Annotated in this window: 13 protein-coding genes; 3 read left to right on the forward strand and 10 right to left on the reverse strand. The window is 70.5% G+C overall.

The annotated features are described in order from the left end of the window. Window positions 1-33 precede the first annotated feature (33 nt). The 6 genes from pglZ to MKW14_RS31050 form a co-directional block, all read right to left on the reverse strand. Entirely contained in the window at window positions 34-2,964 is a 2,931-nt protein-coding gene (gene pglZ / locus MKW14_RS31025; RefSeq protein ID WP_240868181.1) for a BREX-2 system phosphatase PglZ, read from the reverse strand. Next, on the reverse strand, window positions 2,961-6,845 hold the full coding sequence (pglY, locus tag MKW14_RS31030) for a BREX-2 system ATPase PglY (protein WP_240868184.1): 3,885 nt from the start codon (window positions 6,843-6,845) through the stop codon (window positions 2,961-2,963). Before pglY ends, pglZ begins: the two co-directional genes overlap by 4 nt. Before the next feature lie 87 nt (window positions 6,846-6,932). Continuing rightward, window positions 6,933-7,109, reverse strand: a complete 177-nt coding sequence (locus MKW14_RS31035; protein WP_240868187.1) for a hypothetical protein — start codon at window positions 7,107-7,109, stop codon at window positions 6,933-6,935. Between the two features lie 146 nt (window positions 7,110-7,255). Further along, window positions 7,256-7,927: a hypothetical protein gene (locus tag MKW14_RS31040; RefSeq protein WP_240868190.1), complete on the reverse strand. Its 672-nt coding sequence runs from the start codon at window positions 7,925-7,927 to the stop codon at window positions 7,256-7,258. 281 nt (window positions 7,928-8,208) lie between these two features. Beyond that, the gene (locus tag MKW14_RS31045) at window positions 8,209-8,748 is read right to left on the reverse strand and encodes an AMIN-like domain-containing (lipo)protein (RefSeq protein WP_240868192.1); all 540 of its coding nucleotides are present in this window, start codon (window positions 8,746-8,748) and stop codon (window positions 8,209-8,211) included. Between the two features lie 265 nt (window positions 8,749-9,013). Then, window positions 9,014-9,580 (reverse strand): class I SAM-dependent methyltransferase, encoded by a 567-nt coding sequence (locus MKW14_RS31050; RefSeq protein ID WP_240868195.1) that lies wholly within the window; start codon window positions 9,578-9,580, stop codon window positions 9,014-9,016. Window positions 9,581-9,711: 131 nt separating this feature from the next. Here MKW14_RS31050 and MKW14_RS31055 point away from each other — a divergent pair, with 131 nt between their 5' ends. Both MKW14_RS31055 and MKW14_RS31060 read left to right on the forward strand, forming a co-directional pair. After that, window positions 9,712-10,980, forward strand: a complete 1,269-nt coding sequence (locus MKW14_RS31055; protein ID WP_240868197.1) for a sensor histidine kinase — start codon at window positions 9,712-9,714, stop codon at window positions 10,978-10,980. After that, a complete protein-coding gene (locus tag MKW14_RS31060; RefSeq protein ID WP_240868199.1) occupies window positions 10,977-11,681 on the forward strand; it encodes a response regulator in 705 nt (234 codons plus the stop codon). The genes MKW14_RS31055 and MKW14_RS31060 overlap by 4 nt, the downstream gene beginning before the upstream one ends. Before the next feature lie 323 nt (window positions 11,682-12,004). Here the strand turns inward: MKW14_RS31060 and MKW14_RS31065 are convergent, their stop codons facing one another. Further along, window positions 12,005-12,208, reverse strand: coding sequence for a DUF397 domain-containing protein (locus MKW14_RS31065; RefSeq protein ID WP_240868201.1), 204 nt, complete (start codon window positions 12,206-12,208; stop codon window positions 12,005-12,007). Then, window positions 12,205-13,035, reverse strand: a complete 831-nt coding sequence (locus MKW14_RS31070; protein WP_240868203.1) for a helix-turn-helix domain-containing protein — start codon at window positions 13,033-13,035, stop codon at window positions 12,205-12,207. The genes MKW14_RS31065 and MKW14_RS31070 overlap by 4 nt, the downstream gene beginning before the upstream one ends. Window positions 13,036-13,237: 202 nt before the next feature. Here MKW14_RS31070 and MKW14_RS31075 point away from each other — a divergent pair, with 202 nt between their 5' ends. Next, window positions 13,238-13,822, forward strand: coding sequence for an ATP-binding protein (locus MKW14_RS31075; RefSeq protein ID WP_374116619.1), 585 nt, complete (start codon window positions 13,238-13,240; stop codon window positions 13,820-13,822). Here the strand turns inward: MKW14_RS31075 and pglX are convergent. Together pglX and pglW are read right to left on the reverse strand one after the other, a co-directional pair. Then, a complete protein-coding gene (pglX, locus tag MKW14_RS31080) occupies window positions 13,749-17,360 on the reverse strand; it encodes a BREX-2 system adenine-specific DNA-methyltransferase PglX (protein ID WP_240868209.1) in 3,612 nt (1,203 codons plus the stop codon). The genes MKW14_RS31075 and pglX overlap by 74 nt on opposite strands. Beyond that, window positions 17,357-22,051 carry a BREX system serine/threonine kinase PglW gene (pglW, locus tag MKW14_RS31085; protein WP_240868211.1) on the reverse strand — a complete coding sequence of 1,565 codons (4,695 nt, stop codon included), beginning with the start codon at window positions 22,049-22,051 and terminating at the stop codon, window positions 17,357-17,359. Before pglW ends, pglX begins: the two co-directional genes overlap by 4 nt. Window positions 22,052-22,060: the final 9 nt, after the last annotated feature.

Below are 22,060 nucleotides of genomic sequence, written 5' to 3' on the forward strand. Positions count from 1 at the left end.
CCTCCGGCGCTCGCCCCGTAGTCAGCCGAGCGGTTATCTGCCCGCCCCGAGGGCGAACTGCTCGCGCAGCAGCGCCTCGTGGAGCCGTACGGTGCGCCCGTCCGGCAGGGTCTCCAGTACCTGTACGCCGTCGTAGTTGAGGAGCTGCCGCAGGACGGCGGCGAAGCCGTCACCCCGGGTGGTCGGCATGCCTGCACGCTGAGCGAGAGCGGTGACCGGCAGGGTGCCGCCCGCGTCGAGCAGGGCGGTGAGGGCCTTGTGGACCTGTTCCTGCTGCGGCTTGCGGGCGAGACCGCCGAGCTGCCCCTGGTACGTCTCCGAGTCGAGCAGGGCCGTCACGAGCGCCTCGGCCGGCGAGACGACGGTCGGGGTGAGGAGGGCGTCGTCTCCCCCGGTGGTCAGCCCCACGTCGAAGAGCGCCTCGTGCGTCCGGGCGAGTTCCGCCTGCTGCTTCTGGGCCTTCCCCGTCGGCTTCTTCGGTGCTGCGGGAGTCGCGCCCACCGCGAGCTCAGTGGTCCGCTCACTCGGCAGCGGCGTCCCCCCGACCTCCTCCGGCGCCCACCAGACCGGCCGCTGGTCGCCCAACTCCCGCCAGCCGGGAGGCGGTTCCGCTCCGAACGGCAGGAAGGCGAGCACGGGGATGGTGAACTCGGCGAGGGAGGCCCCGCCGTGGTAGCCGGCCTTGAGGGCGGTGTAGCGGGAGTCGGCGTCCCAGAGCGCGACGATGGACGCTCCGGACTCGGGCCAGACCACGCGCGGTCCGGAGAGGACGATCTCCCGGTCGGCCAGTGGCCCCCCGCCGGACGGGCGGTGCCGGGCCGACGCGGGTTCCGTGGCGGCGTCGGCCTTCGTACCGTGCCGGTCGACGACGTGGCCGTGGTCGCTGGTGACGATGACGGCCATGCCCTGGGCCGCCGCCACCCGCAGCAGATCGCGCAGGCCGGGTACATCGTCGACGTGCCAGGCGCCGTCGCCGAGCTTCTGTTCCTTGGCGAGGCGGTCGTCGATGGCGTTGAGGACGACGGCGACGTGAGTCCTGCCGTCGCTGAGCGCTTCCGTGAGGGCAGGTCCGAAGGCTTCGCCCGCGGTGTCGGTGCGCAGGTCGTCCTTGTGGAACACGGCGGCCGGGGCCCCGCCCCACAGTCTCAGCGCGGGAAAGAGCCGCTTCTCATCCGCCTGGGTGCCCTTCATCAGGGTGCCTGCGAAGAGCGAGGTGCGGGAGACGGCCGTGAGGGTGGGCAGGGCGGCGGCCATCGCGCGCCGGAGCGGGGCGCCTTCGGGCAGCGGGTCGAACTCCGCCCAGGAGGCGCGCAGTTCTTCGCCGAGTTCGTTCGCTATGGCGGCGCTCATGCCGTCGAGCAGGAGCAGCAGCACCCGCCGCTCCTCCCCGCGCCGGACGACCGGTCCGACCACGCGGTCGAGGAAGGTCTCGACGGTGAGCATGGAGCCGGGCTGGGTGCCGGCCTCGGTCCAGGCGGCCAGGGTGCGCGCGAAGAACGCGTCGATCTGCCGCCGCCGGTCCCGTACGCGTGTGCCGAGGGTGTCGTAGGCGGCCTTGAGGACGGGGTCGGGATCGCCGCCGGCCTCGATGTGCTCCAGGGCGAGGTCGACCCAGCCGGTCTCGGCGACGTGCCGCTGTACGGCGTCGGCCACCGTCGGGACTTCGGCGGGCGAGTCGGTGGCCAGCCAGCGGGCGAGGCGCTGTCCCATGCGGGCGCGTGCGATGCGGGCGGACTCCTCCGGTTCGGCGGCGAGCCGGTGGTCCTCCAGGCGCCGGACGGCGGCCGCCACCGTGCCTCTGTCGCCCTCGGCCAGGGCCCGTCCGACGGCGGTGAACCGGGCGTCGAGCCCGCCGCGCAGGACGGGGCTCGCTCCGACGGCCGCCTCCGCGCCGAACTGGCGGGCCAGCACGGCCGCCCGGTCCAGCACGGTGCCGGTGGTACGGCGTGCCTCACGGGCCTGGTCGGCGTCGGCGCCGCCGTTGCGGCGGCCGGCTGAGAGCAGCGCGGTCGCGTACTCCTCGGCGGACCGGCCGAAGACGGTCACCAGGGCGTCGAGTTGGTCGTCGGCCGCCGGGGGCTGGTCGCCGAAGTAGCGTTCGGCACGGCCACGGGCCTGGTACGTCTCGGGGGCGGGCTCCGCGTGCAGCCACAGGGCCGCGCAGACCAGGCCGAAGGCGGCGGCGTCCGCGCCGCGTTCGGCGTCGACGAGGGCGAGCAGGGCGCGTCCGGCCAGGCCGGCCTGGTCCTCCTCGCCGAGGAAGGCGGTCAGTCCGGCGCGTTCGGGGCCGCGCAGGCCCAGCAGCCGTTCGGGGGCGCCGGGCCGGGTCGACCAGTGCAGCAGGGTCTGCGCGTCGAGCCGGTCGTCGCCGGGGCCGGGGCGTCGCGTGCCGCCCTCGGTGTCGTAGCGGCCCAGGCGCAGGCGGCGCTGGGCGAGTGCGGTGAGGGCGTACTGCCGGGACAGCCAGCCGCCGGGCACGGCCGGCCAGCCGCCGGGTGGGGTGGCGTCGAGCAGGGCTTCGGCGGCCCAGTTGACGTCCCGCAGGCGCGGGTCGATCTGCCGGGCGCCGAACGCCTCCCGTACGACGTCCCAGCTGTCGACCGTGTCGATGCGCAGTTTGTGGACGCGGGCGAGGATCGCCGGGTCGAGTTCGTTCTGCTCGCGGTCGGTGAGGACGACCAGGACGGCCGGGCCGGGGCGCCGGCCCGCGAGGTGGTCGAGGACGAGTTCGTGGACGGCGAGCGGCGAGGGCGCCACCGCCACACCGGCCGTCCGGCCCTCGCCCCAGACGGGTTCCGCGGGGCCGTCCCACTGGGGCGCGGACCGCAGCAGCACGACCCGGCGCCTGCCCCCGCCGCCCCCGGTCAGGGAGTCGGCGAGGGAGGACTGCGAGGACAGGTACTGGGTGACGGTCGCGGTGTTCAGCCGGACGGCGCCCGGGACGACAGCGACGGTGTCCGTCATTCGACGACCTTCCAGGTGATCTCGATGGTCGCGTCCGGGTGGCGGGCGGCCAGTTCGGACAGCTCCGCCTGGAGGTCGGCGGCGGCCCGCGCGGCGGTCGTACGGCGGCCACCGGACGTCCGCGCGGCGCCGCTCCCCGAGGAGCCCGGAGTGGGTGTCTGCTGCGGGGTGTAGGGGATGCGCGGGTCGCTGGTCGGCGTGTTCAGGGACAGGTCGTCGGCCGTCGGCTGGGGTGCGACGGGAGGCGCGGACGGCTGGGCGGCGGCCTGGGTGCGCTTCACCAGGGCGACGACCTCGCGCTGGGTGCGGGTCAGGGCGTCGCGCAGGTCCGCGGTGCGCTGGTCGTCGCGGGCCACGTTGCGCAGCGAGTCGAGCAGCGCCGCCCCCTCGGGGCCGAGCCCGGCGGCGAGTTCGAGAGTGCTCCAGGGCGCGGAGGCGACGGCCTCGGCGACGCTACGGGCCTGCTTGATGGAGGTGCCGTACCGGTCGGCGCTGGTCTCGCCCAGGTCGAACGAAGCCAGGGCCTCCACGGTCTTCTTCGCCCCGGCCGCGCCCTTGCCGGCTTCCGCCGTGAGCGCGTCCAGCAGTTGCAGGGAGCGGCGGGCGAGGGCGAGCCGTCCGGCGTCGGCGGTCTGGTCGAGGCCGAGGAAGGTGGCGTGGGCCTCCAACTGGTGCACCAGGTCGGCCGCGTGGTCCCGGTGGGTGCGGGCGGACTCGATGATCTGGCGGGCGAACTGGTTGACCATCCGGCCGCGCCGCAGCGCGGGCGCCTTCTGCCCGAAGACCGTCTCGAAGCGCTGCCGTGCCGTGTCCCAGTCGGACTCGGCGGGCAGCGGCTGGCTGCGCAGCGCGTCATGGTCCTTGATCCCGGCCAGTTCGGGCGCGGGGTCCAGTACGGTGCCGACGCGCACCCACACCCGGTCGTCCATCTCGGCGAAGGCGGCGACGACGAGCCGGGCGAGGAAGTCGGGCAGGCCGCGCGGGTCCGGCTTGTCCATCCAGTCGGTGAGGGTGATCAGGGACAGGTCCCCGGTGACGCCCTGGGCGCTGGCGAGCTGGCGGAAGTGGTCGGCCCAGTAGCGGGACAGCTCGAAGTACGCCTCCTTCTGCTGTCCGAGGCGGAGGGGCCCGGCGATCCGCTGCATGAGCTTGCGGTCGGCGGCGGGGACCTCCACCCGCCCGTCGCGTGCCTCGGCGGCGGCCCGGACGTGAGCGAAGACCTTCTTCGTGTCGGCGGGCTTGACGGCCATGCCGGTGGCGTCGGGGTCGAGGTCCGGGTGCGCCGGGTACTGGTGGGCGAGCAGCTTGCCCGCGACATGCCGGATGCCGTCGTGCAGGCTCTGCCCGAAGGACAGGGTGAGTCCGTCCACGTCGGGCAGCGCGACGAGGTGGTCGTCGAAGTCGGGTACGACGTCGGCCGGCTGCTTCTGGGCGAGCCCGTACGCCTGCTTGAAGGCGCCCTTGACCTGCTTGAGCAGGGCCTCGCGCTGGGTTTCGAGGAGGCCCTTGGCGCGGCTGCGGTTGTCGGCGTTGAGGTGGCCGGCGTACTGGGTGTCGAAGCGGTGCTCGTCGGCGAGGGCCTTGTCGATGACGACGAGGCGGCGGAAGTCGGCGAAGCGCTGCGCCGACAGGTGCGCGGGCAGCCAGGCGACGGTACGGGACCGCTCGCCCTGCTGGCGCTCACGCAGCCGCTGCATCCGGTTGGCGTCCTCGCGGGGCCCGTACTCACCCTCGTCGAAGGGGAGGTCTATGGCGATGCGCCAGCGGCCCTCCTCCTGTGGCATCAGGTCGTGGTCCGGCAGCTCGTCCTCGTCGGCGACGTTGCCGAACAGGATCTCGGAGGTGCGGGCGGTGCCGCGCCAGGTGAAGGTGAGCTGGTCGCTCAACTGGCCGTGCTCGACGCCCAGTTCCTCGGACAGCAGGCGGCGGGCGAGCGCCGCACGGTTGCCCGGGTTGTCGTTGACCTGGGCGTTGGCGATGACCGAGTCCACGTCGACGCCGGACAGCTCCAGGCGTACGCCCGGGTTGGCGTCGGTGCCGGTCTCCTTGATCTCCGGGAACCTGGCCGCCCACTCGGCGACCTTGTTCTTGATGATGCCGACCTCGGCGCCCGGGATGGGTGCGAGCACCGACCCGTGGTTGAGCGCACCGAGCCGCCGGATGGTCAGCTCGGACAGCGCGGGCACGCTGGGCGCGAGCGCGGACAGCAGGAGCGTGCAGACGAGCCGGTTGTCGCCGACGAACATGCGGCAGCGGTTGGCGCGCTGGGGGTCGGTGATGGCCTCGGGACGGTTGACGTACTGCTCGACGTCGTCCTCGGTGATGTCGTACGAGGTGAGGAGGTAGGGCCGCAGCTTGGTCTTGTAGAGCTTGTCGGCGGCCTCGAAGACGACCTTCAGGCTGTCGGTGAACGGCTTGTCGCCGCCCGCCGCGATCACCGGGTAGAGGTCGCCGACGGGGATGAGCTGCCCGAGGCGGATCTCGTTGCGGTGGTCGGCGAGGAGCTGGCCCATCAGCTTCAGACCGGTACGGGAGCGCTGCAGCGCGGACGAGATGTGGACGAGGGTGTCCATGAACGCCGGCGAGAAGGGGTACGTCAGCCGGAACGACTCCGCGTCGGCGCCGGTCGTCCCCTTCTCGGAGCCGAGGAGGGTGTCCCAGACCTGGGGACCCACGCGCTTGGTCTGCTCGAAGGCCGCGTCGACGAGGCGTTCCGCCTCGGGGTCCTTCGCCTTGAGAAGGCGGGCGTGGGCGATCTGCGGGAGGTTGCGGTCCTCCAGGGTGATCTTGTCGAACCGGCCGGAGGCCAGGTTCAGGGTGTCCTGGATGGATGACTCGGCGGCACCGGAGACTTCCTCGCCGACCAGTTCACGCAGGTCGCGCTGGCGGGCGATGAACGACACGACGGGGATGGCACGGCGCGCGTCACCGCCCTCCACGAAGTTCGTGATCTTGCTGGCTTCGCGCGCGACGAACTTCTGGTCGTGGATGAGGGTGGCGAGCCAGAGGATCAGCTCGTCCATGAAGAGGATCAGGCCGTCGTAGCCGAGCGACTTGGCGTGCTCGGCGATGACGGACAGACCGGCGTCGAGAGAGATGAAGCCGTGCTCGTCCTCGGCGGCGTTCTTGGCGAAGCCGGGGAGGAGATTGGTGCTGGCGTCGTTGACGAGCTTGGCGCGCAGTTCGGCGGGGGCGGAGGGGTTCAGGAGATTGAGCGATACGCCCGCCTCGTGGTTCTCCTCGGCGGCGAGCGCGGTGTCCAGGAGCTGCGGGGTCCAGGCGAAGCCCTCGCCCCACTCGTCCTCGTCATCGTCGTCCACACCGGTGCCGAGGCCCCGGATGACGGCCTCATCGCCCATGTTGGCACGCATGGCGCGGATGTCGGCGAAGAGGGAGTCGGTCCGGTAGACCTGCGGGGTCGGGGCCTCCGGGTGCAGCTTCTTGACATGGTGCACGTACCCGCCGAGCACCCGCTGTTCCAGGGCCTTCGCGCCGAGCATGTGGTACGGCACGAGCAGGAACTTCTTGCCGTCCGTGGTCAGCCACTCGTGCTTGGTCAGCACCGGGTCGAACTCGGTACGGGCGCGGGCGGCCGGGTTGCCGCTGAGGAGCGCGTACAGGACGGCCATGAAGTGCGACTTACCGGAACCGAACGAGCCGTGCAGGTACGCGGCCTTGGAACGGTGCCCGTCGAGCGAGGACTTGATGAGCTTCAGCGCCTCGTCGAAGTTCTCCAGCAGCCGCTCGGTGACGACGTAGTCCTCGAGCGCGTGCCCGGCGCCCTCGGGTGTCGTCGCCTCGGCGAGGGACAGCACGAAGTCCGACGTGGAAATGGACTCCTTGATGTCGATGACATCGCGGAGGAGCGGCTGCTGGGCCATTGCGGGTCTCGCTCTCCCTGACAGTGTTTCGGGTGCTGCTGCTCGTACTCGATGTGGTGCGGGTCTGCTGCCCGGGGCCGCTGCCCGTCACCCGTCCAGCCCGTAGGGCATGGCTCGGAAGTACGGGCTGCCGACGGGCGGTGCGGCGTGCCGATGGTCCTGGCCGGTGGCGAGGAGGAGATCGGTCGCGTGCCGCTGTGCGGGAACGACGTGCACGGCATCGGCCAGGCCGAGGGAGGCGGGCTGGTGTCGCATGCGCTTCATGCCCCCCTCGCACTGAACGACCACTCGCACGGCCTGCGCATAGCACCCTACATCGGTACACCCACCGCCCTCGCAAGGAATACCCTCCGTCCGCTGCCGGGGCGCCGCGACGGCCGGAACACCGCAGGTGGATCCGTCGGCCTTCCCTACTTGCGGGCTGCGGCCTCGTACCGGTCGACCTGGTCGCGCAGAAGCTTGGTGGCCGTGTCGGCTTCCGCGTTGGTGAGGCCGCCGGTGCCGGCGTTGATCAGGGTGGGCCCGTCGAGGGTGAACTGCTGGAGCACCGTGGTGCCGTCGTTGTCGATGCGTACGCCCAGGGACCGGTCGCCGAGCTTGTCCACGCTCATCGGCGAGTACTTCAGCACTGACCCCTGATAGGTCTCCTGGTGACAGGTCTCGAGCGCCTTCTCCATCGCGGTGAACGACTCGGCGGCATCGCTCGCGCTCGCGTACTGCCGAATGCCCACAGTCGCAAACGTGGCGGTCAGCCCTCCACCCTTCTGGAAGGTGCGGGAGACCTGGATCCGCGCCTTGTGCGGCTGGTGGTAGTCGCAGAACGTCTTGTTGCCCGAACTGGTGTCACTGTCGGTCGACCAGCCGGCAGGCATCTGCGACAGCGACAGCAGAGCGGACGTGAGCTGGGTCTTGGTGAGGAGCGCTGCCTGTGGAGTCGGGGAGGGGGATGCCGGGCTGGACGCGGTGGAGCTGTTCGACGCGACAGGCTTTGCAGCCGTGGGCGTGGCGGTGTTGCTGCAGGCAGCGAGCGCCACGGACAGGGCAGCCACGCCAAGCGCGCCGAAGTACTTCCGTTGAAGCACGGAGATCGTTCCCCCGAGAGATGCGAAGAAGCAGTGGAGAGCACGGATGCTGCGTGAAGCTTATGTGCCGATGAAAGCAGCACTGCTTCGGGGTGGTCCATGACCGGCAGGGTGACCGGGCCTCCCCTCTCTGTCAGTGCAGAGGCCGCGGTGGGCGTCGCCGGCCGGCCGAACGCCCTGGTCGAGCGGCCTTCGGCGAGGTGGCCGCCACTCGGACGTCGACGGCGGCCACCACTGACTTCGTGGGCCCGGGAAGCACCCCCGCCCCCGCCCGTATGCGGTCACCAGGTGTGAGCCACGTCCACCACGAGATGGTTGGCTGTCTGGAAGACCCGGAACGGCAGCCGGGCGCGGACACCCAGTCCGGCCTGGGTGTAGCCCTCGGAGCCGCCTGTGAACTTGAACTCCCGGAAGGTCCGGTATCCGGCGACGTCGACGAGCGGAAGCGGCGGGTAGGGCTCTCCGGTCTCCCCGTCGTAGCGCGGGGAGAACAGCGAGATCTCCAGAATGGCTCCGCCCTTGATCGGAACCACGGCGTCGCTCGGGTCCTGGTGCAGTACGTCGACGTACCGGACGGTGTAACGGATCGGGTCGGCCGCCGTACCCTCGGCGTCGAAGACCAGGCGGTCGAAGCACTCGTGCTGTCCCGTCCTCACGTCGGTCAGTCGCCTGGAGGTGACGGAGTCACCGGTCTTGTCCAGGCTTCCCCACGTCACGGCACAGTCCGCTGCCGTCGGCGCGGCCACCGCCGGAGCCGTGCCGGCCAACAGGCCGCCGCCCGCCAGAATCATCGTGGCCAGTGCAGTACCGAACCGTCGCATGACTGCCCCCCAGTGGTTCGCGTAGGTGTGTGTCTGTTCAGACCGGCGGGCTTCCGGAAGGTTGTGTGGAGTGGAGCAGTCCATTGCGGCGCAGGGGCCCCTTCCGGACCTTCCGAACCTGTTGCCCCTTGAGACGACCCCTCCGTGCGCGGCCTGGTGCCGAGGTCCGTTCACGGAGCGACCGCACGGACGAGGAGGGTCCCGATGTGCCCAGGGTGAGGCGCGTCGAGGACCCGCGCTTCGGCCGGGGCATCCGGCGGCGCGGTCACGGCCGCTGGGTGGCCCGGTGCACGAAAGCGGGTGGGAGGTTCGCCCACACCGCCTTCGAGCGTTCCAACCGGTGGAAGCGGCGGGCCAGTTCGGCGGTGAAGTGGCGGGCAGGCGGAGTCCGGGCCGCGTGCAGGTAGGCGAAGGTGGTGAACCGGCCCCCGGGCGCGAGGACTTCGGTCACGGCGTCCAGGATGTGCCCGCGCCTCTCCCGCGGCATGACCGTCCACGGCAGCCCGGAGACCACCGCGTCGACCGGTTCGCCCACCGCGGCGGCCAGCTCGGCGGCCGAGCCCTGGACCACGGTCAGCCGGCTGTCGCGCCGGGTGGCCGACAGCCGGGCGGCGAGCACCGGGTTGAGCTCGATGGCGACGAGCCGTGCGTCGGGTGCGAGCCGGGCGAGCACCGCGTCGGTGAACACCCCTGTCCCCGGGCCGAGTTCGACGACGAGCCGGGCGCGCTTCAGTCCGATGCCCTCGGTCATCGCGTACGCCAGTCGCCGTGAACTGGCCGCCACGGCACCGGTCATGAGAGGCCGTCTGAGGAACTCGGTGGTGATCGACATGGCGGCCATGCTGGAAGCACCCCGGGTGGCCGCACGTCGTATCCCCGGCCGGTGCCCGTACGACTGCGGGAGGACCCGGTGACGCCCGTCAGGACGATGCCGGGAGCGGGCCCCGGCCGTAGCGTGAGGCGGTGCAACGGCTGATCGAGACACTGTCCCGTCTGCGGCGCGGACATTCGTGGCTGACGGACCTGCTGCTGGTCGTGCTGGTGGCCGTGCCCCCGGTGATCCGCCCGCAGCCCGGCTGGCGGCCCGTCTGGGTACAGACGGCCGTGTACGCGGCCCTGGTGCTGCCCCTGCTGTGGCGCCGCCGCCGGCCGGTGCTCGTCGCGGCCCTGGTGACGGCCGCGTTCTGGGCGCAGTACCTCGGCCAGGTGTGGGGACAGGAACCGGGACGCGGCGCCGTCGCCCTGGCCGCGGTCCTGGCCACCCTCACCGTACGCGGCCTGCGCCGGGCCGCCGCGGCGACGGTGCTCTGTGCGGCTTGCTGCGTGCTGCTGTGGATTCCCTCGTGGCAGCGGGACTACGGAGGCCAGGGCGCCCGGGGGGCCTGGCTCACCCCGCTCGCGGTGGGGCTGCTGCTGGCCGGGGCCTGGGTGTTCGGCGAGTACGTCCGTGCCCGGCGCGCCTATGTCGCCGAGTTCGAGCGGCGGGCCGTGCTCGCCGAGTCGGAGCGCCTGGCCCTGGCCCGGGTCGCCGTCGCCGAGGAGCGGGCGCGCATCGCCCGCGAGATCCACGACGTCCTCGCGCACAGTGTGAGCGTGATGGTGCTGAACGCCGAGGGCGGCAGGCTGATGCGGCACACCGACCCCACGGTCGTCGACCGCACCCTCGGCGTCATCAGCGCGACCGGCCGCGAGGCCCTGGACGAACTGCGCCGGCTGCTGGACGTGCTGCGCACTCCCGACACGGACGCCTCAGCCGGCGGCCCCGGACCCGGACCCGGTGACGGTGGGGCAGCCGAGTTCCTGTCGGCCGATCTGCGGCGGCTGGTCGGGCGCCTCAACACGGGCGGCACGCGCGCCCGGCTGGACCTTCGCGGAGAGCGGGGCGGTCTTCCCGCGGATCTCACCGCGCAGACGTACCGCATCGTGCAGGAGGCGCTCACCAACGTCGTCAAGCACGCGCCGCCGGACGCCACGATCCACGTACGGGTCGACACCGGTTGCGAGGGGCCCGGGCGGCTGGTCCGTGTCCGGGTGGAGAACTCGGCCGGAGCCGGAGCGGCGGCCGAGCACCCCGCCCCGCTGCTCTCCTCCGGCCGCGGACTCACCGGCATGCGCGAACGCGCCGCCCTGTACGGCGGGAGCGTCGACGCCGGGCCCGCACCCGGCGGCGGCTACCGGGTCACCGCCACCCTGCGCCCCGCCGGGCCCGAGCCCACCACGGCGACCCCATGACCGGCCCGACCCCGCCCCCGACCCCGGCTCCCGCTCCGTCGTCGTCGCGGGTGCTGATCTGCGACGACCAGGAGCTCATCCGGATGGGCCTGCGCATGGTCGTCGACAGCCAGCCCGACCTCACCGTGGTGGGCGAGGCCGCCGACGGCGACGCGGCGATCACGGGCGTGGCCGCCCTGGAGCCGGACCTCGTCCTGATGGACGTACGCATGCCCGGCCTGGACGGGCTCGCCGCCACCGAACGCCTCTGCGCCCAGCCCCACGCGCCGAAGATCCTCGTCGTCACCACCTTCGACCTCGACGAGTACGCCTACGCGGCCCTGCGGGCCGGAGCGAACGGCTTCCTCGTCAAGGACGCCCCCGCCGAGGAGATCCTGGTCACCGTCCGCGCGGTGCTGCGGGGCGAGCTCATGGTGGCGCCCTCGCTCACCCGGCGCCTGGTCGAACGCTTCGTCCTGCAGGCCCCCGCGACCGTGCCCGCCCAGCGCGGCCGTCTGGCCGCGCTCACCGACCGGGAACGGGAAGTCCTCGCCCTGGTCGCCCGGGGACTGGCCAACCGCGAGATCGCCGACCGCCTCTTCGTCGGGGAGACGACCGTCAAGACCCACCTCGGCCGCATCCTGACCAAACTCGGCCTCCGCGACCGTGTCCACGCCGTCATCTTCGCCTACGAGAGCGGGCTGATCCGGGCCGGCGACTGAACAGCGCCGGGGTCCAAGGGTGCCGGTGAGAAGGCGTCACCAGCCGCGAACGAAGGGCGTCACGTCCGGGGACGTGCGGCGGGATCGCGCTCGGCGACATGACGGGCGACGGCGTCGACGCCGGGGCGGGCGTAGCGTTCCAGCGAGCGGACGGAGGCGTGGCGAGAACGGGCCGGCAGCAGTCATCAACTCGGCCCGCCGAGCACTGAACCCGCGCTGATGACAGCGTGGGCGTGCGCCCTGGATGGGCCCAGTTCGGGCCCGGCTCGGGGAGACACACAGGGCCCTTGGCAAGCGCGCGCCTGCCGAGGGCCCTGCTCCTGTCAGAGTGCCGCGAACTGGACGAACGCGGTCCAGGCCGTGGGTTGTACGCCCAGTGCGGTACGGGTTGTGTCCTTTGAGTCGCGGACGTGGACCCTGCCGGGGCGGGCGGCGACCTCAACACACTGACCACCCTCAGCGCCGCTGTAGCTGCTCTTGACCCAGACAAGTGCAGGCACGGGACCGCGCCTTGCTTCAGCGTTCATCTCTCTCCCAACAGCTTCTCGATGAAGGCCAGGGACTCACTCGGGGTGAGAGCCTGCGCTCGGATGATCCCATAGCGCGCGGACAGCGCATGGACCGCGTCCCGCTCTGTGACCAGTGTGCTCCGGCCTTGAGCCTCTATGTAGCCGACCTGCTGCCCCTGCCTTGGCGTCAGCAAGGTGAACGCGCCATCGACACCAGCATTGTCCTCGCGGTCGAGCGGCATCACCTGAAGCTCGACGTTTCGCTTTTGACCGAGCAAAAGCAACTGCTCAAGCTGTCCGCGCCATACGTGCTCACCGCCGAGCGGCCGCCGTACAACCGGCTCCTCCATGACGAAGCTCAGCAACGGGGCGGGCCACCTATCGAAGATCTCCTGTCGTGCGAGCCGCGCTGCAACGCGCTGCTCGATGGTCGCCTCGTCCAGCAGCGGGCGCCGCATCCCCAGCAAAGCCCGCGTGTACTCCTCTGTCTGCAACAGGCCGTTGACCACGTGGGTGTCGTACACGTAAAGCTCGACCGCCTCGGCCTCCAACTTGGCCGCATCCCGAAGGAACGCCGGATACTGAGCCCGAGCCACCTCCTGCTTGCTCGCGCTCAACACCCCGCCCGCCCCGAGCACTTCATCCGCCCGGTCGATGAACTTCGGCGGCGGAATACGTCTTCCCTGCTCGAACGACGCGATGGTCGAGGCCGAGTAACCAGTCAGCGACCCGAGCTTCGCGCGGTCCATCCCAGCCCGCTCGCGGAACAGCTTCAACTGCCGCCCGAACACGGCCAGAATTCCCGCCCCGAACTCATACTCCGGCTGCTGAACCTCGTCGTCCACGCCGCAGCTCCTCCCGTACGCCCGTCAAAGTCACGGACTTCACCCAACGCGCGGCCCCAGGAACCTGTCACGCCGCGCACCGCAGACAAGCGCACCGCCCACGCATACAACCCGCACCCGTCAGGGCGTCGCTCCTGTTCAACGCTACGCACAGTCCGGGACCGTTGACTGCATGAAGTCAGCAACTCCCCCGAACGGGCATATGCCACAGCACCCCGCACTCGAACGCGAGTTCACCATGCGCTTCACATCGACCCCACGCGGTGCGCGCCTCGCCCGCCGACTGGTCTCGCACCGCCTGAACGACTGGGGCCACCCCTACACGACCCCGGTCAACGAGACCCTCACCCTCATCACGGCCGAACTCAGCGCCAACGCCGTACGCCACGGCCACGTAGCCGGCCGGGACTTCCACCTCCAACTCACCCTGGCCGAGGGCATGTTCCGAATCGAGGTCTCCGACACCCGCGCCGAGAAACAGCCCTCGTCCACTCACCCGGCCCCCGACGCCCTGTCCGAGTCCGGCCGCGGCCTCCACCTCGTCGCCGCCCTCGCGGACGACTGGGGCGTCACCCCTCGCCCGGCCGCCCCCGGCAAGACCGTGTGGGCCGAGCTGCGCGTACGAACCGGAGGCCACCCGCACACGCCCCCGGCGGCCCCTGCTCCGACAGACTCGGCATCGGCGTACAGGCACAACACCGAGTCATTTCCGGCTACTTCTTCACGGCAGCGCGACGGCCTCGGGTTGCGGCCTGGGGACGCCAGTTACGGAGGTCGTCGTCGGTGAGTCCGTGCTCGCCCTGCTTCTGCTGGCGATACCCGGCGAAGAAGTCCGCCGGGGAGCCGCTGTAGAGCATGTCGAACTCGTTGTGCCACTGGTACAACCACGGCTGGAGCTCCAGCAGGCCAGCGAGGAACGGCGTGATCTCCTCGGTAGACAGCGCGGTGTTGGTGAAGTACGTGGCGAGGGCCTGCGCCTGCTCCCGGTGGTCCCAGCCGGCCCATCCGTACAGCTCGGGGGTCGCGGCGTTGGTCTGCCCGTAGGAGATGAACCGCTCCTTGGGCACGTCGAGCTTGCCGCGCGCCCTCCAGTAGGAGGGGCGGAGGAAGTCGGCCGAGGTGTACTTCGGCGGTACGGGGATGGAGTCCCGGATCTTCCGCTTGGCAGGCTCGTCGGGCGCGGCGTCCTCCTTGCGCTGGAGGTCCCACACCTCTTCCCAGTCGGCGCGCTTCTTCATGCCCGAGGGCTTGTAGCGCAGGGCGGAGAGGAACGGCACATGCTCGTCGGTGATCAGTTCGGCGACGACCTTGGCGAGTTCCTTGCGGGGCGCGTAGAGCTTGGCGACGGAGACGAAGTCCTCGTCGCGGGAGAGGGCGTCGGTGAGGCGGGCCAGCGTCAGGATGGTGGGCTGACCGTTCTCGTCGGACCAGTGGTCGCGGTTCTCCATCCGGTCGAGCAGCCAGGAACGGAGGGCCTTCTCCTGGAGCGCGTCCCAGCCCTCGGTGGCCCAGCGGCGCTTGTACTCGGGGCGCTCGACCATGCCGATGGCGCGGTTCGACTCAATGGCGTCGATCCGCTTCTGGACAACTTCTCGGTAGGCAGCGGGCCAGTGTTCTGGGATTTCCGTGATGGGGGCGAACTTGTGGTTGTGGTGCTTGAACCAAGAAGTGTTGACCTCACCACTTTCCAACTTGCGGGCCAGAACGATAGCGAAGGCGCGTTGGGCGGGCGTGATCTCGGGGGTATCGACAGAAGCAATGATCTCCTGGTCGAGAAGCCCATAGAGGGCATAGACCTGCCAGTCCAGCTCCTCCTGAACGGCAATCATTCGGCCACGAATTGACTCCCAATTATTTCGACCTTCACGCAGCGCAGCCGTCGTTGGCACGGTGCTGGATGCAATGACTGAGGGGCTAGTGGAAGCCAACTGCTCGGCAAGGCCATGAAGGGTAGCGCCAAGCGTCACCGGCAGTGCAGAAGGTAGCGGGAATTCTTCCAGCTTGGTACCAGTGAACTCGAACCGATGCTCCCACGGTTCATCAGCACCGGCAACATCAGCACCAGGCCGCCCTTTGTCATGACTAACCTGCCGTAGCCAATACCCTGCAATCGAGCTGTTCAACAGCCCAAGCAGGCTCAAGTAGTCCTCCTCAGCAGCCTCCTCTTTCAACTTCACCATGGGGGCATGACGATTGAAAACCACGCCTTCCCGCGCCAGAACAAAGTGATTATGAGTGGCAACAAAGGGAAAGACGATTGACAAAGGCGTCTTAAATTTGTCGCGATAAAACTCCCTATACTCATACCAGGAAAACCCGGGAATGGAGGAGACAATCTTACCAAACCGCTTACGATTCCAAAGAGCCTGCCGGTTAGGCCACAGGAATCGCACGACGTTGGACGCTTGGCTCGAAGAAAGGAGGTTGCCGCCCCTGCCATACGGCCAAGCCGTATAGATCCCCGGCGAAATACAGTAATCCCGCACCGCTTCACCGGTAATCATCGGCACGGCACTTTCCAAACTGCGACGACGCGCGACAGATGCACCGGGCAAGAAGAATGCCCCATCTTCCCCAGAGATCGCGCCGAACCCAACTCCGCATGCAAGCTCCGACCGGAGTCGACCGGCCATCGCACCCTCCATCTGCGAAATCAGCTCACGCCCACCGTCCCCCAAGATCCAAGGGTGCTTGTTAAAAAACTCCGAACGAGGCAGGTCATCCACTGAGACCCACTGACTTCGCGACGGAGAAATATCCACGTGCTCAATAATGGAGCGCCAAACATATCCCTCCTCGGCGTTTTGAGGGGCAGATGGCTCTCCCTGCACACCTCGGACAGCTCGAACCATAGGTGATCTTTGAGTTCCACCACGGCGCCGACCGACCAGAATAACAGTAGGCGTACCGTGCCCCGGAATGTAGGCACCAGAAGTATCGATCACCTCCGTCAACTCAACGTCGTGGGCGAAGTAATTCTGCACCAACTTGACGCCAAACTCTCGCTTCATGAAGGAATTTGCGGTAATTTGGCCGACCATCCCGTATCCGCTGCCGTCGCCGCCCCCACGCTTCGCCAGCTCAAAAAAACGCTCGACAAAAGGAACTGACAGCGCAAACTCCATGGCGCAGCTCTTGTACAGATCACGGTACAGTTGGTTTAGCTGCTTATCCTTGACCGTAATGTACGGAGGGTTTCCTACAACCACATGGTAGCGCCCTTGCTGCAAAATCCCCGGGTGCTCGTGTACATCCTCCGTCTCGTAAGCAAACGAGGCCAGCGGATCGTCCACCCCGTCCTCATCCCCGCCCAGCGTCAGCTCCAACTGCCGCGCCTTGATGAGCGAGTCCCCCACCGCCAGATGAATCGGCCACTCGTACTTCGCTGCCTCCGCCAGTGTCCGCACACCGCTCGTGGCCATGGCTGCAACCAACAACCGGAACCGCGCAATGGCCACCGCGAACGGGTTGATGTCCACCCCGTGCACCGAGTCCAGCGCAGCCCGCACCCGCTCATGCACATCCCGCACAGGCTGCCCCTCAGCCCACAGCCGCACGAGCCGCCGAAACGCCCCCAACACAAAGTGCCCCGACCCACACGTAGGGTCGATCATCTTCAGGCCCTCGTACCCGAACTCCCGCACCGCCGGGGTCATAGTCCGGTCGAGGATGAACTCCTCCACGAACTCCGGCGTCTGGAGCAGCGCGTACGTCTTCCGCGCAGCCTCACTCAGGTCCTGGTACAGGTCCCCCAGGAACCGCGTGTCCCACCCCTCCGTGCCGTCCTCGTTCAGCGGGTCGGTGAAGTCATGGACGAGGACACCCGCCTCATCCCTCCCCCGCCAGAACTCGACCAACTCCCGCGCCCCGTCATGCGAGAGCGGGATCTGGTACAGCGGGTTGTGCCGCTTGTCGAAGAGAAGCCGGCCTGCCTGGCCCTGCCCCAGTTCCTCGAACGCCTTCTCCAGCCACCCCCGGTACGTCGGGTTGTCGTCCGTCTCCACGTACGCGTCGTACCGCGACTCCGCCAGCTCCCGCCGGTCGCCGTCCGGCCCCGTCAGGTACGGCTCCGGGATCAGCCGGTTGTCCTCGCAGAACCGCACGAACACAGTGCCCAGCACCCACGCCACCGCGACCTGCGTGACCCGCTCGTCGAGCCACGAGGTCCACGTCGCCGCCGTACGCCCGAGCTTGCGCGCCTGGTCGTACTCGGCCCTCAGCCGCGCATTGACATCGCCCAGCGCCTTCACCTGTCGCCCGAGGTCGGTCTCGACCGCCTTGACCTGCTGCTTCAGGTCGTCCAACAGAGCCTTGCGGTCGATCACTTGACGTCTCCCTCGACACCGCTTGCCACAACCTCGCCGGATCCACGATGGGCGTTGCCCACCCACGTGTCCGGAAGCTGGATCCACTCCCCCAGGCCGGCCTGGTACGGCACGGCGACCTGCCCGAGCCGGGGCTCACGCGTCGGGTCGGCCTGCGGGACCAGGAGCCACAGCCCCCGCCCGCCCCGCCGGGCCGCCGACGCGAGCCGGTCCAGGACGCCCATCGCGTCGTACCGCGCGAACACCCCGGCCTCGGTCAGCAGCACAGGACCAGGAGCCGAAACACCGCCACCGTTGCGCAGCAGCTCCACGATCCGGGGCTCCACCGAGCCCCACGCCGTCCGCGCGTACTCGGCGAACCGCACCGCACCCTTCGAGCCCGCCTCGGCGGCGTCCGCCTTGAGCAGGGTCTCCCACGTGGGCTTGGTGCCCGGCGTGACCTGCGCGTGCAGGGCCTGAAGGAACAGCTCGGTCACCGAGACCGCCTCGGCCCCCAGCCGTTCGCTGCCCAGCCCGGCCACGGCCTGCCGCACCGACCGCTGCCCCACCGTCAGCACCCGGTACCCGTCCCGGCGGGCCGACGCCAGCAGCCGTTCCTCCGCGCGCACCGCATCCGCGAGCTGCGGGTCGTCCGCGTACCGCGTCACCGCCCCCGGACGCGTCGACTGCCGCCACGCACCCGTCGTGAGATAGCTGGACGCGTCGTCGACCCGCGTCGGCAGGTACCGCAGCGTGCCCGTGTCCTCGCGCATGCTGAGCGACAGTTCGAAGCCCGCGTCGCGCAGGGCCTTGGTGAGGGGGCCGCCGGTCGGCAGTTCGTGGGTGGCGCCGCCCCGCCCGTCCGGGACGACCAGTTCGGGGAAGCGGGCGCGCACCCGCTCGTGCACGTCCTCGCCGGTCAGGCCGGGCTGCCGGCCCTCCGGTACGCCCGGAATCCAGCGGACGAGCCCCGCCTGCGTGAGGCGCAGCGCCCGGACCAGCGGCAGGTCACGCGGATAGATCTCCAGGCGGGGAGTGGCAGCCGCGTTCACCGATGCCGCGGCCGCCAGCTCCACCATGCGCCGCTCGTCCCAGTCCACCGCGCCCGGCGGGACCGTCAGCGCGCCCAGCTCGGCCAGGACGGTGGCCGCCGTCGGCAGGGTGTCCAGCCTCGCCTGCCGGTCCGCCGTCTTGCCCAGCCGGGTCGCGTACTCCAGCAGGCCGGGCGCGGTCGGGGTGTCCGGGCCGTCGTTGTCGCGTACGTCGAGGGCAAGCAGGCCGGCGCCGAGGGACTCGTCCGTCGCCTTGCGGTTCGGCTGGTGCTGGAACTCGGCTTCCTGGGGCAGGAGTTGTTCTATCTCCACCACGGCCCGTACGGCCGCCAGGGCCATCGCGCGCCGCTGCTCACGCCCGGCGAGGTGCGTGCCGCGCCGGACGGCGAGCGCGTCGGCGATCTCGACCGCCGAGGCGACGCGGCCCATGCTGACGAGCAGGTCGATGATCTCCTCGCGCAGTGCCTGGACGGCGGGCTCGGCCTTCCAGCGCTTGCGCTCCTCCTTGAGCATCTGCGGGATACGGCCCTGGCTCAGGCCAAGGGCCTCCGCGACGTCCTTCTGCTTCGGCCAGACGCCGATGTCGGGCAGGACGCCGTGCTCGTCGGGCAGGCGCAGCAGCAGCCGCACCATCTCGGCCTTGTTGCGGTTGGAGCCGTTGTTGTTGACGGCGGGCACGAAGACGGTGGCGAGGGTGTCGAGGCTGACCGAGCGCAGCGTGCGGGGGGACAGTGCGCCCGCCGCCGGTCCCGTGGCGAGTTGTCCGGCGACGGCCGACTCGGCGGCGGTGAGCTGCTCCAGCTCCTCCTTCGCCTCCGCACGCCCCTTCGGGGTGAGCGGGGAGACGGGGATCTCGCGCAGCCGCTCGCCCCACTCGCGCTGGCGCTGCTGGACCTCGTTGCGGGTCTTGGCGCCCAGGCCGGGGGCGTTGACGAGCTTGCGGCGGCTGTAGTCGAGGAGTTCACCGACCGTCGTGATGCCCAGGCCGTACAGGAAGGACTGGGCGGCGGGGGTGAGGCCGGAGACGGTCAGCGGGGTGTCCCGGGAGACCTCGGCGGCGAGCCGGTCGCGCTGCTGCTCGGCGGTCTCCGGCTCGGCGTCCGCGATCGCCGCGGCGGTGCCCTCGGCGGGCGTCCCCTCCCCGGTGGTCGTGGCGGCCGGGGCCGGGGAGCGGGTGCGGTGGCTGGAGGGGACGGTCTGGGAGGCGTCGAGGAAGACCTTGCGCCAGGCGTCCCGCATCGGCTTCAGCTCGGGGAACCGCTTGCTCGCGTCGCGGTGCAGGGCCTTCTGGAAGAAGGCGACGAGACCGTCCCGTACGGCCGGGTCGAAGGCCTCGGCCGCGATGGTCGGGTGCGGCCACTCCTTCGCGTCGGTCATGCGGGGCAGGACGCTGCCGTCGCCCCACTTGGGCAGTTCGCCGGAGGCCATCTGGTGCAGGGTGACGGCGACGGCGTACCGCTCGGCGTGCGAGTCGTACGAGCCGCGGGTGATGACGTCGACGAAGGGGTCGAGGTAGCCCTCGGTGCCCGCGTCGGTGTTCTTCGCGGGGTAGCCGGCGAGGGAGAAGTCGATGAGGACGAGTTCGCGGGTGCGGTTGGGGCGGATGCGGACGGCGATGTTGTCCGGCTTGATGTCGCGGTGCCAGACGCCCTCGCCCTCCAGGAAGTCGACGGCGCCGAAGAGGTAGTCGCCGTACGCCTCCAGCTGGTCGACCTGGAGGCGGCCGTTCTCACGGAGCTGGCGGGCGACGGTCTCCTCGCGGGGGCGCCGGCGGGCCCCGCCCTCGGCGGCCTGCCCGTTGTCGTCGCGTTCGTCGCCGACGTACTCCAGCGCCAGGACCGTACGGCCGCCGATGTGCAGCGGCTCGGGTTCGACGAGGCGGATGATGCCGGAGTGGGGGCGCAAGCGGCCCATGGCCTCGGCCTCGCGGGCCAGGATCTCGCCGCGGCTGTCGGAGAGGGCGACCTTGAGCACGGCCAGCGGGCGGGTCCTGCGGGCCTCGGCCTCGAGGTCGCGGACGAGGAAGGCGCGGCTGGTGGAACCGGTGCCGAGGCGGCGGCGGACCTCCCACCGGCCGGCCAGCACGTCACCGGCGACGGCCTCCAGCGGGTCCTTGTCGGCGGCGGTCCCGTCCTCCTCGCCCGGGCCCTCCGTCCCGGTGGCCGCCTGGGCCGGGGCGGTCAGGGAGTCCTCGACGTACTCCAACATGTCCAGGAACTCGTCCACGCTGGACAGGCGCTGGCCCGGCCGGTAGGCGGTGGCGGCCTGCACCAGCTCGTCCACGTCCTCCGACAGCCCGTCCACCAGGGAACTGGGGCGCAGGCCCTCCCCCGCCTCCAGGCGGGCCAGCAGCTCGGCCTGGCTGGCGGCCGGGGCCTTGCCGGTGACGAGCAGGTAGGTGAGGACGCCGAGCCCGTACACGTCGAGGTGGACCGGGTCGGGGTTGAGGGCGGTGAGCTCGGGGGCGAGGTAGGCGTCGGCGTCGTCGGCCAGGTGCATGGCGGACAGGGCGGTCGGCGCGAAGCGGGTCATGCCCTGGCCCTGGGAGGAGTCGCCGGTGCGCTGGGTGGCGATCTGCCAGTCGGAGATCTGCAGCTGCGGGGTGAGCCAGGCGGACTCCTCCCCCACGGCCTGCCCCTTCCGGCCGCGCGGGCGGGGGACGACGTGGACGGAGCGGGCGGCGAGCGCCCGGTGGTGGATGCGGCTGGCGTGCGCGGAACGCATGGTCTCGGCGAGCTGGCGGACCAGCGCCATCCTGCCGAGGATGTCCAGCTTCTCGCCGTACTGGACCAGGTACTCGTCCAGCTTCAGCGTGTCCGGGTGGTAGTCGAAGATCAGCGCGGGGCCGGCCGCGTGGCCAGAGGGGAAGTACTGCTTGAGCTGGACGACGCCCGGATGCCTGAAGCGTCCCAGCACCGCGGCCTCGCGCCGGGCGGCGTTCTCCACGGACTGGCGCAGGGAGGCGTCCGAGCCGCGCTCGCTGAGGTAGATGCGGACGCGGGCGGCCTCGGGGAGGTCGCTGTGGCGGGCGAGGTAGTCCGCCCAGGTGCGTCCGGAGTCGAAGGACTTCTGGTCCAGCTCGTACGGGCCGACCTTGTACTGCGCGTCGCTCTTGCGGATGCCGATGTTCTTCAGGGCCGCCGCGATCTCACGCGAGCCGATCGCGGTGATGCGGCGCCGCTCGTCACGCGGGGGCTGCCCCAGCATCTCGACCAGCTGGTGGACGGTGTACACGCCGTTCTGGTCGTGGGCGGGCAGCCGCACGCGGAGGCTGTTGTCGGTGAAGCAGACGGCCTCGCCGACCCACACCCGCTTGCTGTTCTGAGCGAGCAGACCGGCCAGTTCCTTGGCCTTCTTGTTGACCAGGTGCAGGGGGTTGCCGTGGGTACGACGCCGGCCTCCCGGCGTCGTCTGCACCCAGGTGCCGTTCTCGGAGGTGACCGAGCCGTGCCAGTCCTTCAGCTCGATCATGCAGACGCCACCGGGGGCGACGACCAACAGGTCGACCTCGCGGACGTGGCCGGTGTTCGCGGTGAACGTGAAGTTCGACCAGGCCCGCCACGGGTCGGAGTCCGGCAGCTTCTCCCGGATCGCCTCCAGGCCGCGGCGTTCGTGATCGAACTCGGAATCGGTGACCGTGACCCACCGGCCTTCCCGCATGCCTGTTCC

This window comes from Streptomyces gilvus (genome assembly GCF_022513565.1).
Lineage (GTDB): Bacteria > Actinomycetota > Actinomycetes > Streptomycetales > Streptomycetaceae > Streptomyces > Streptomyces gilvus.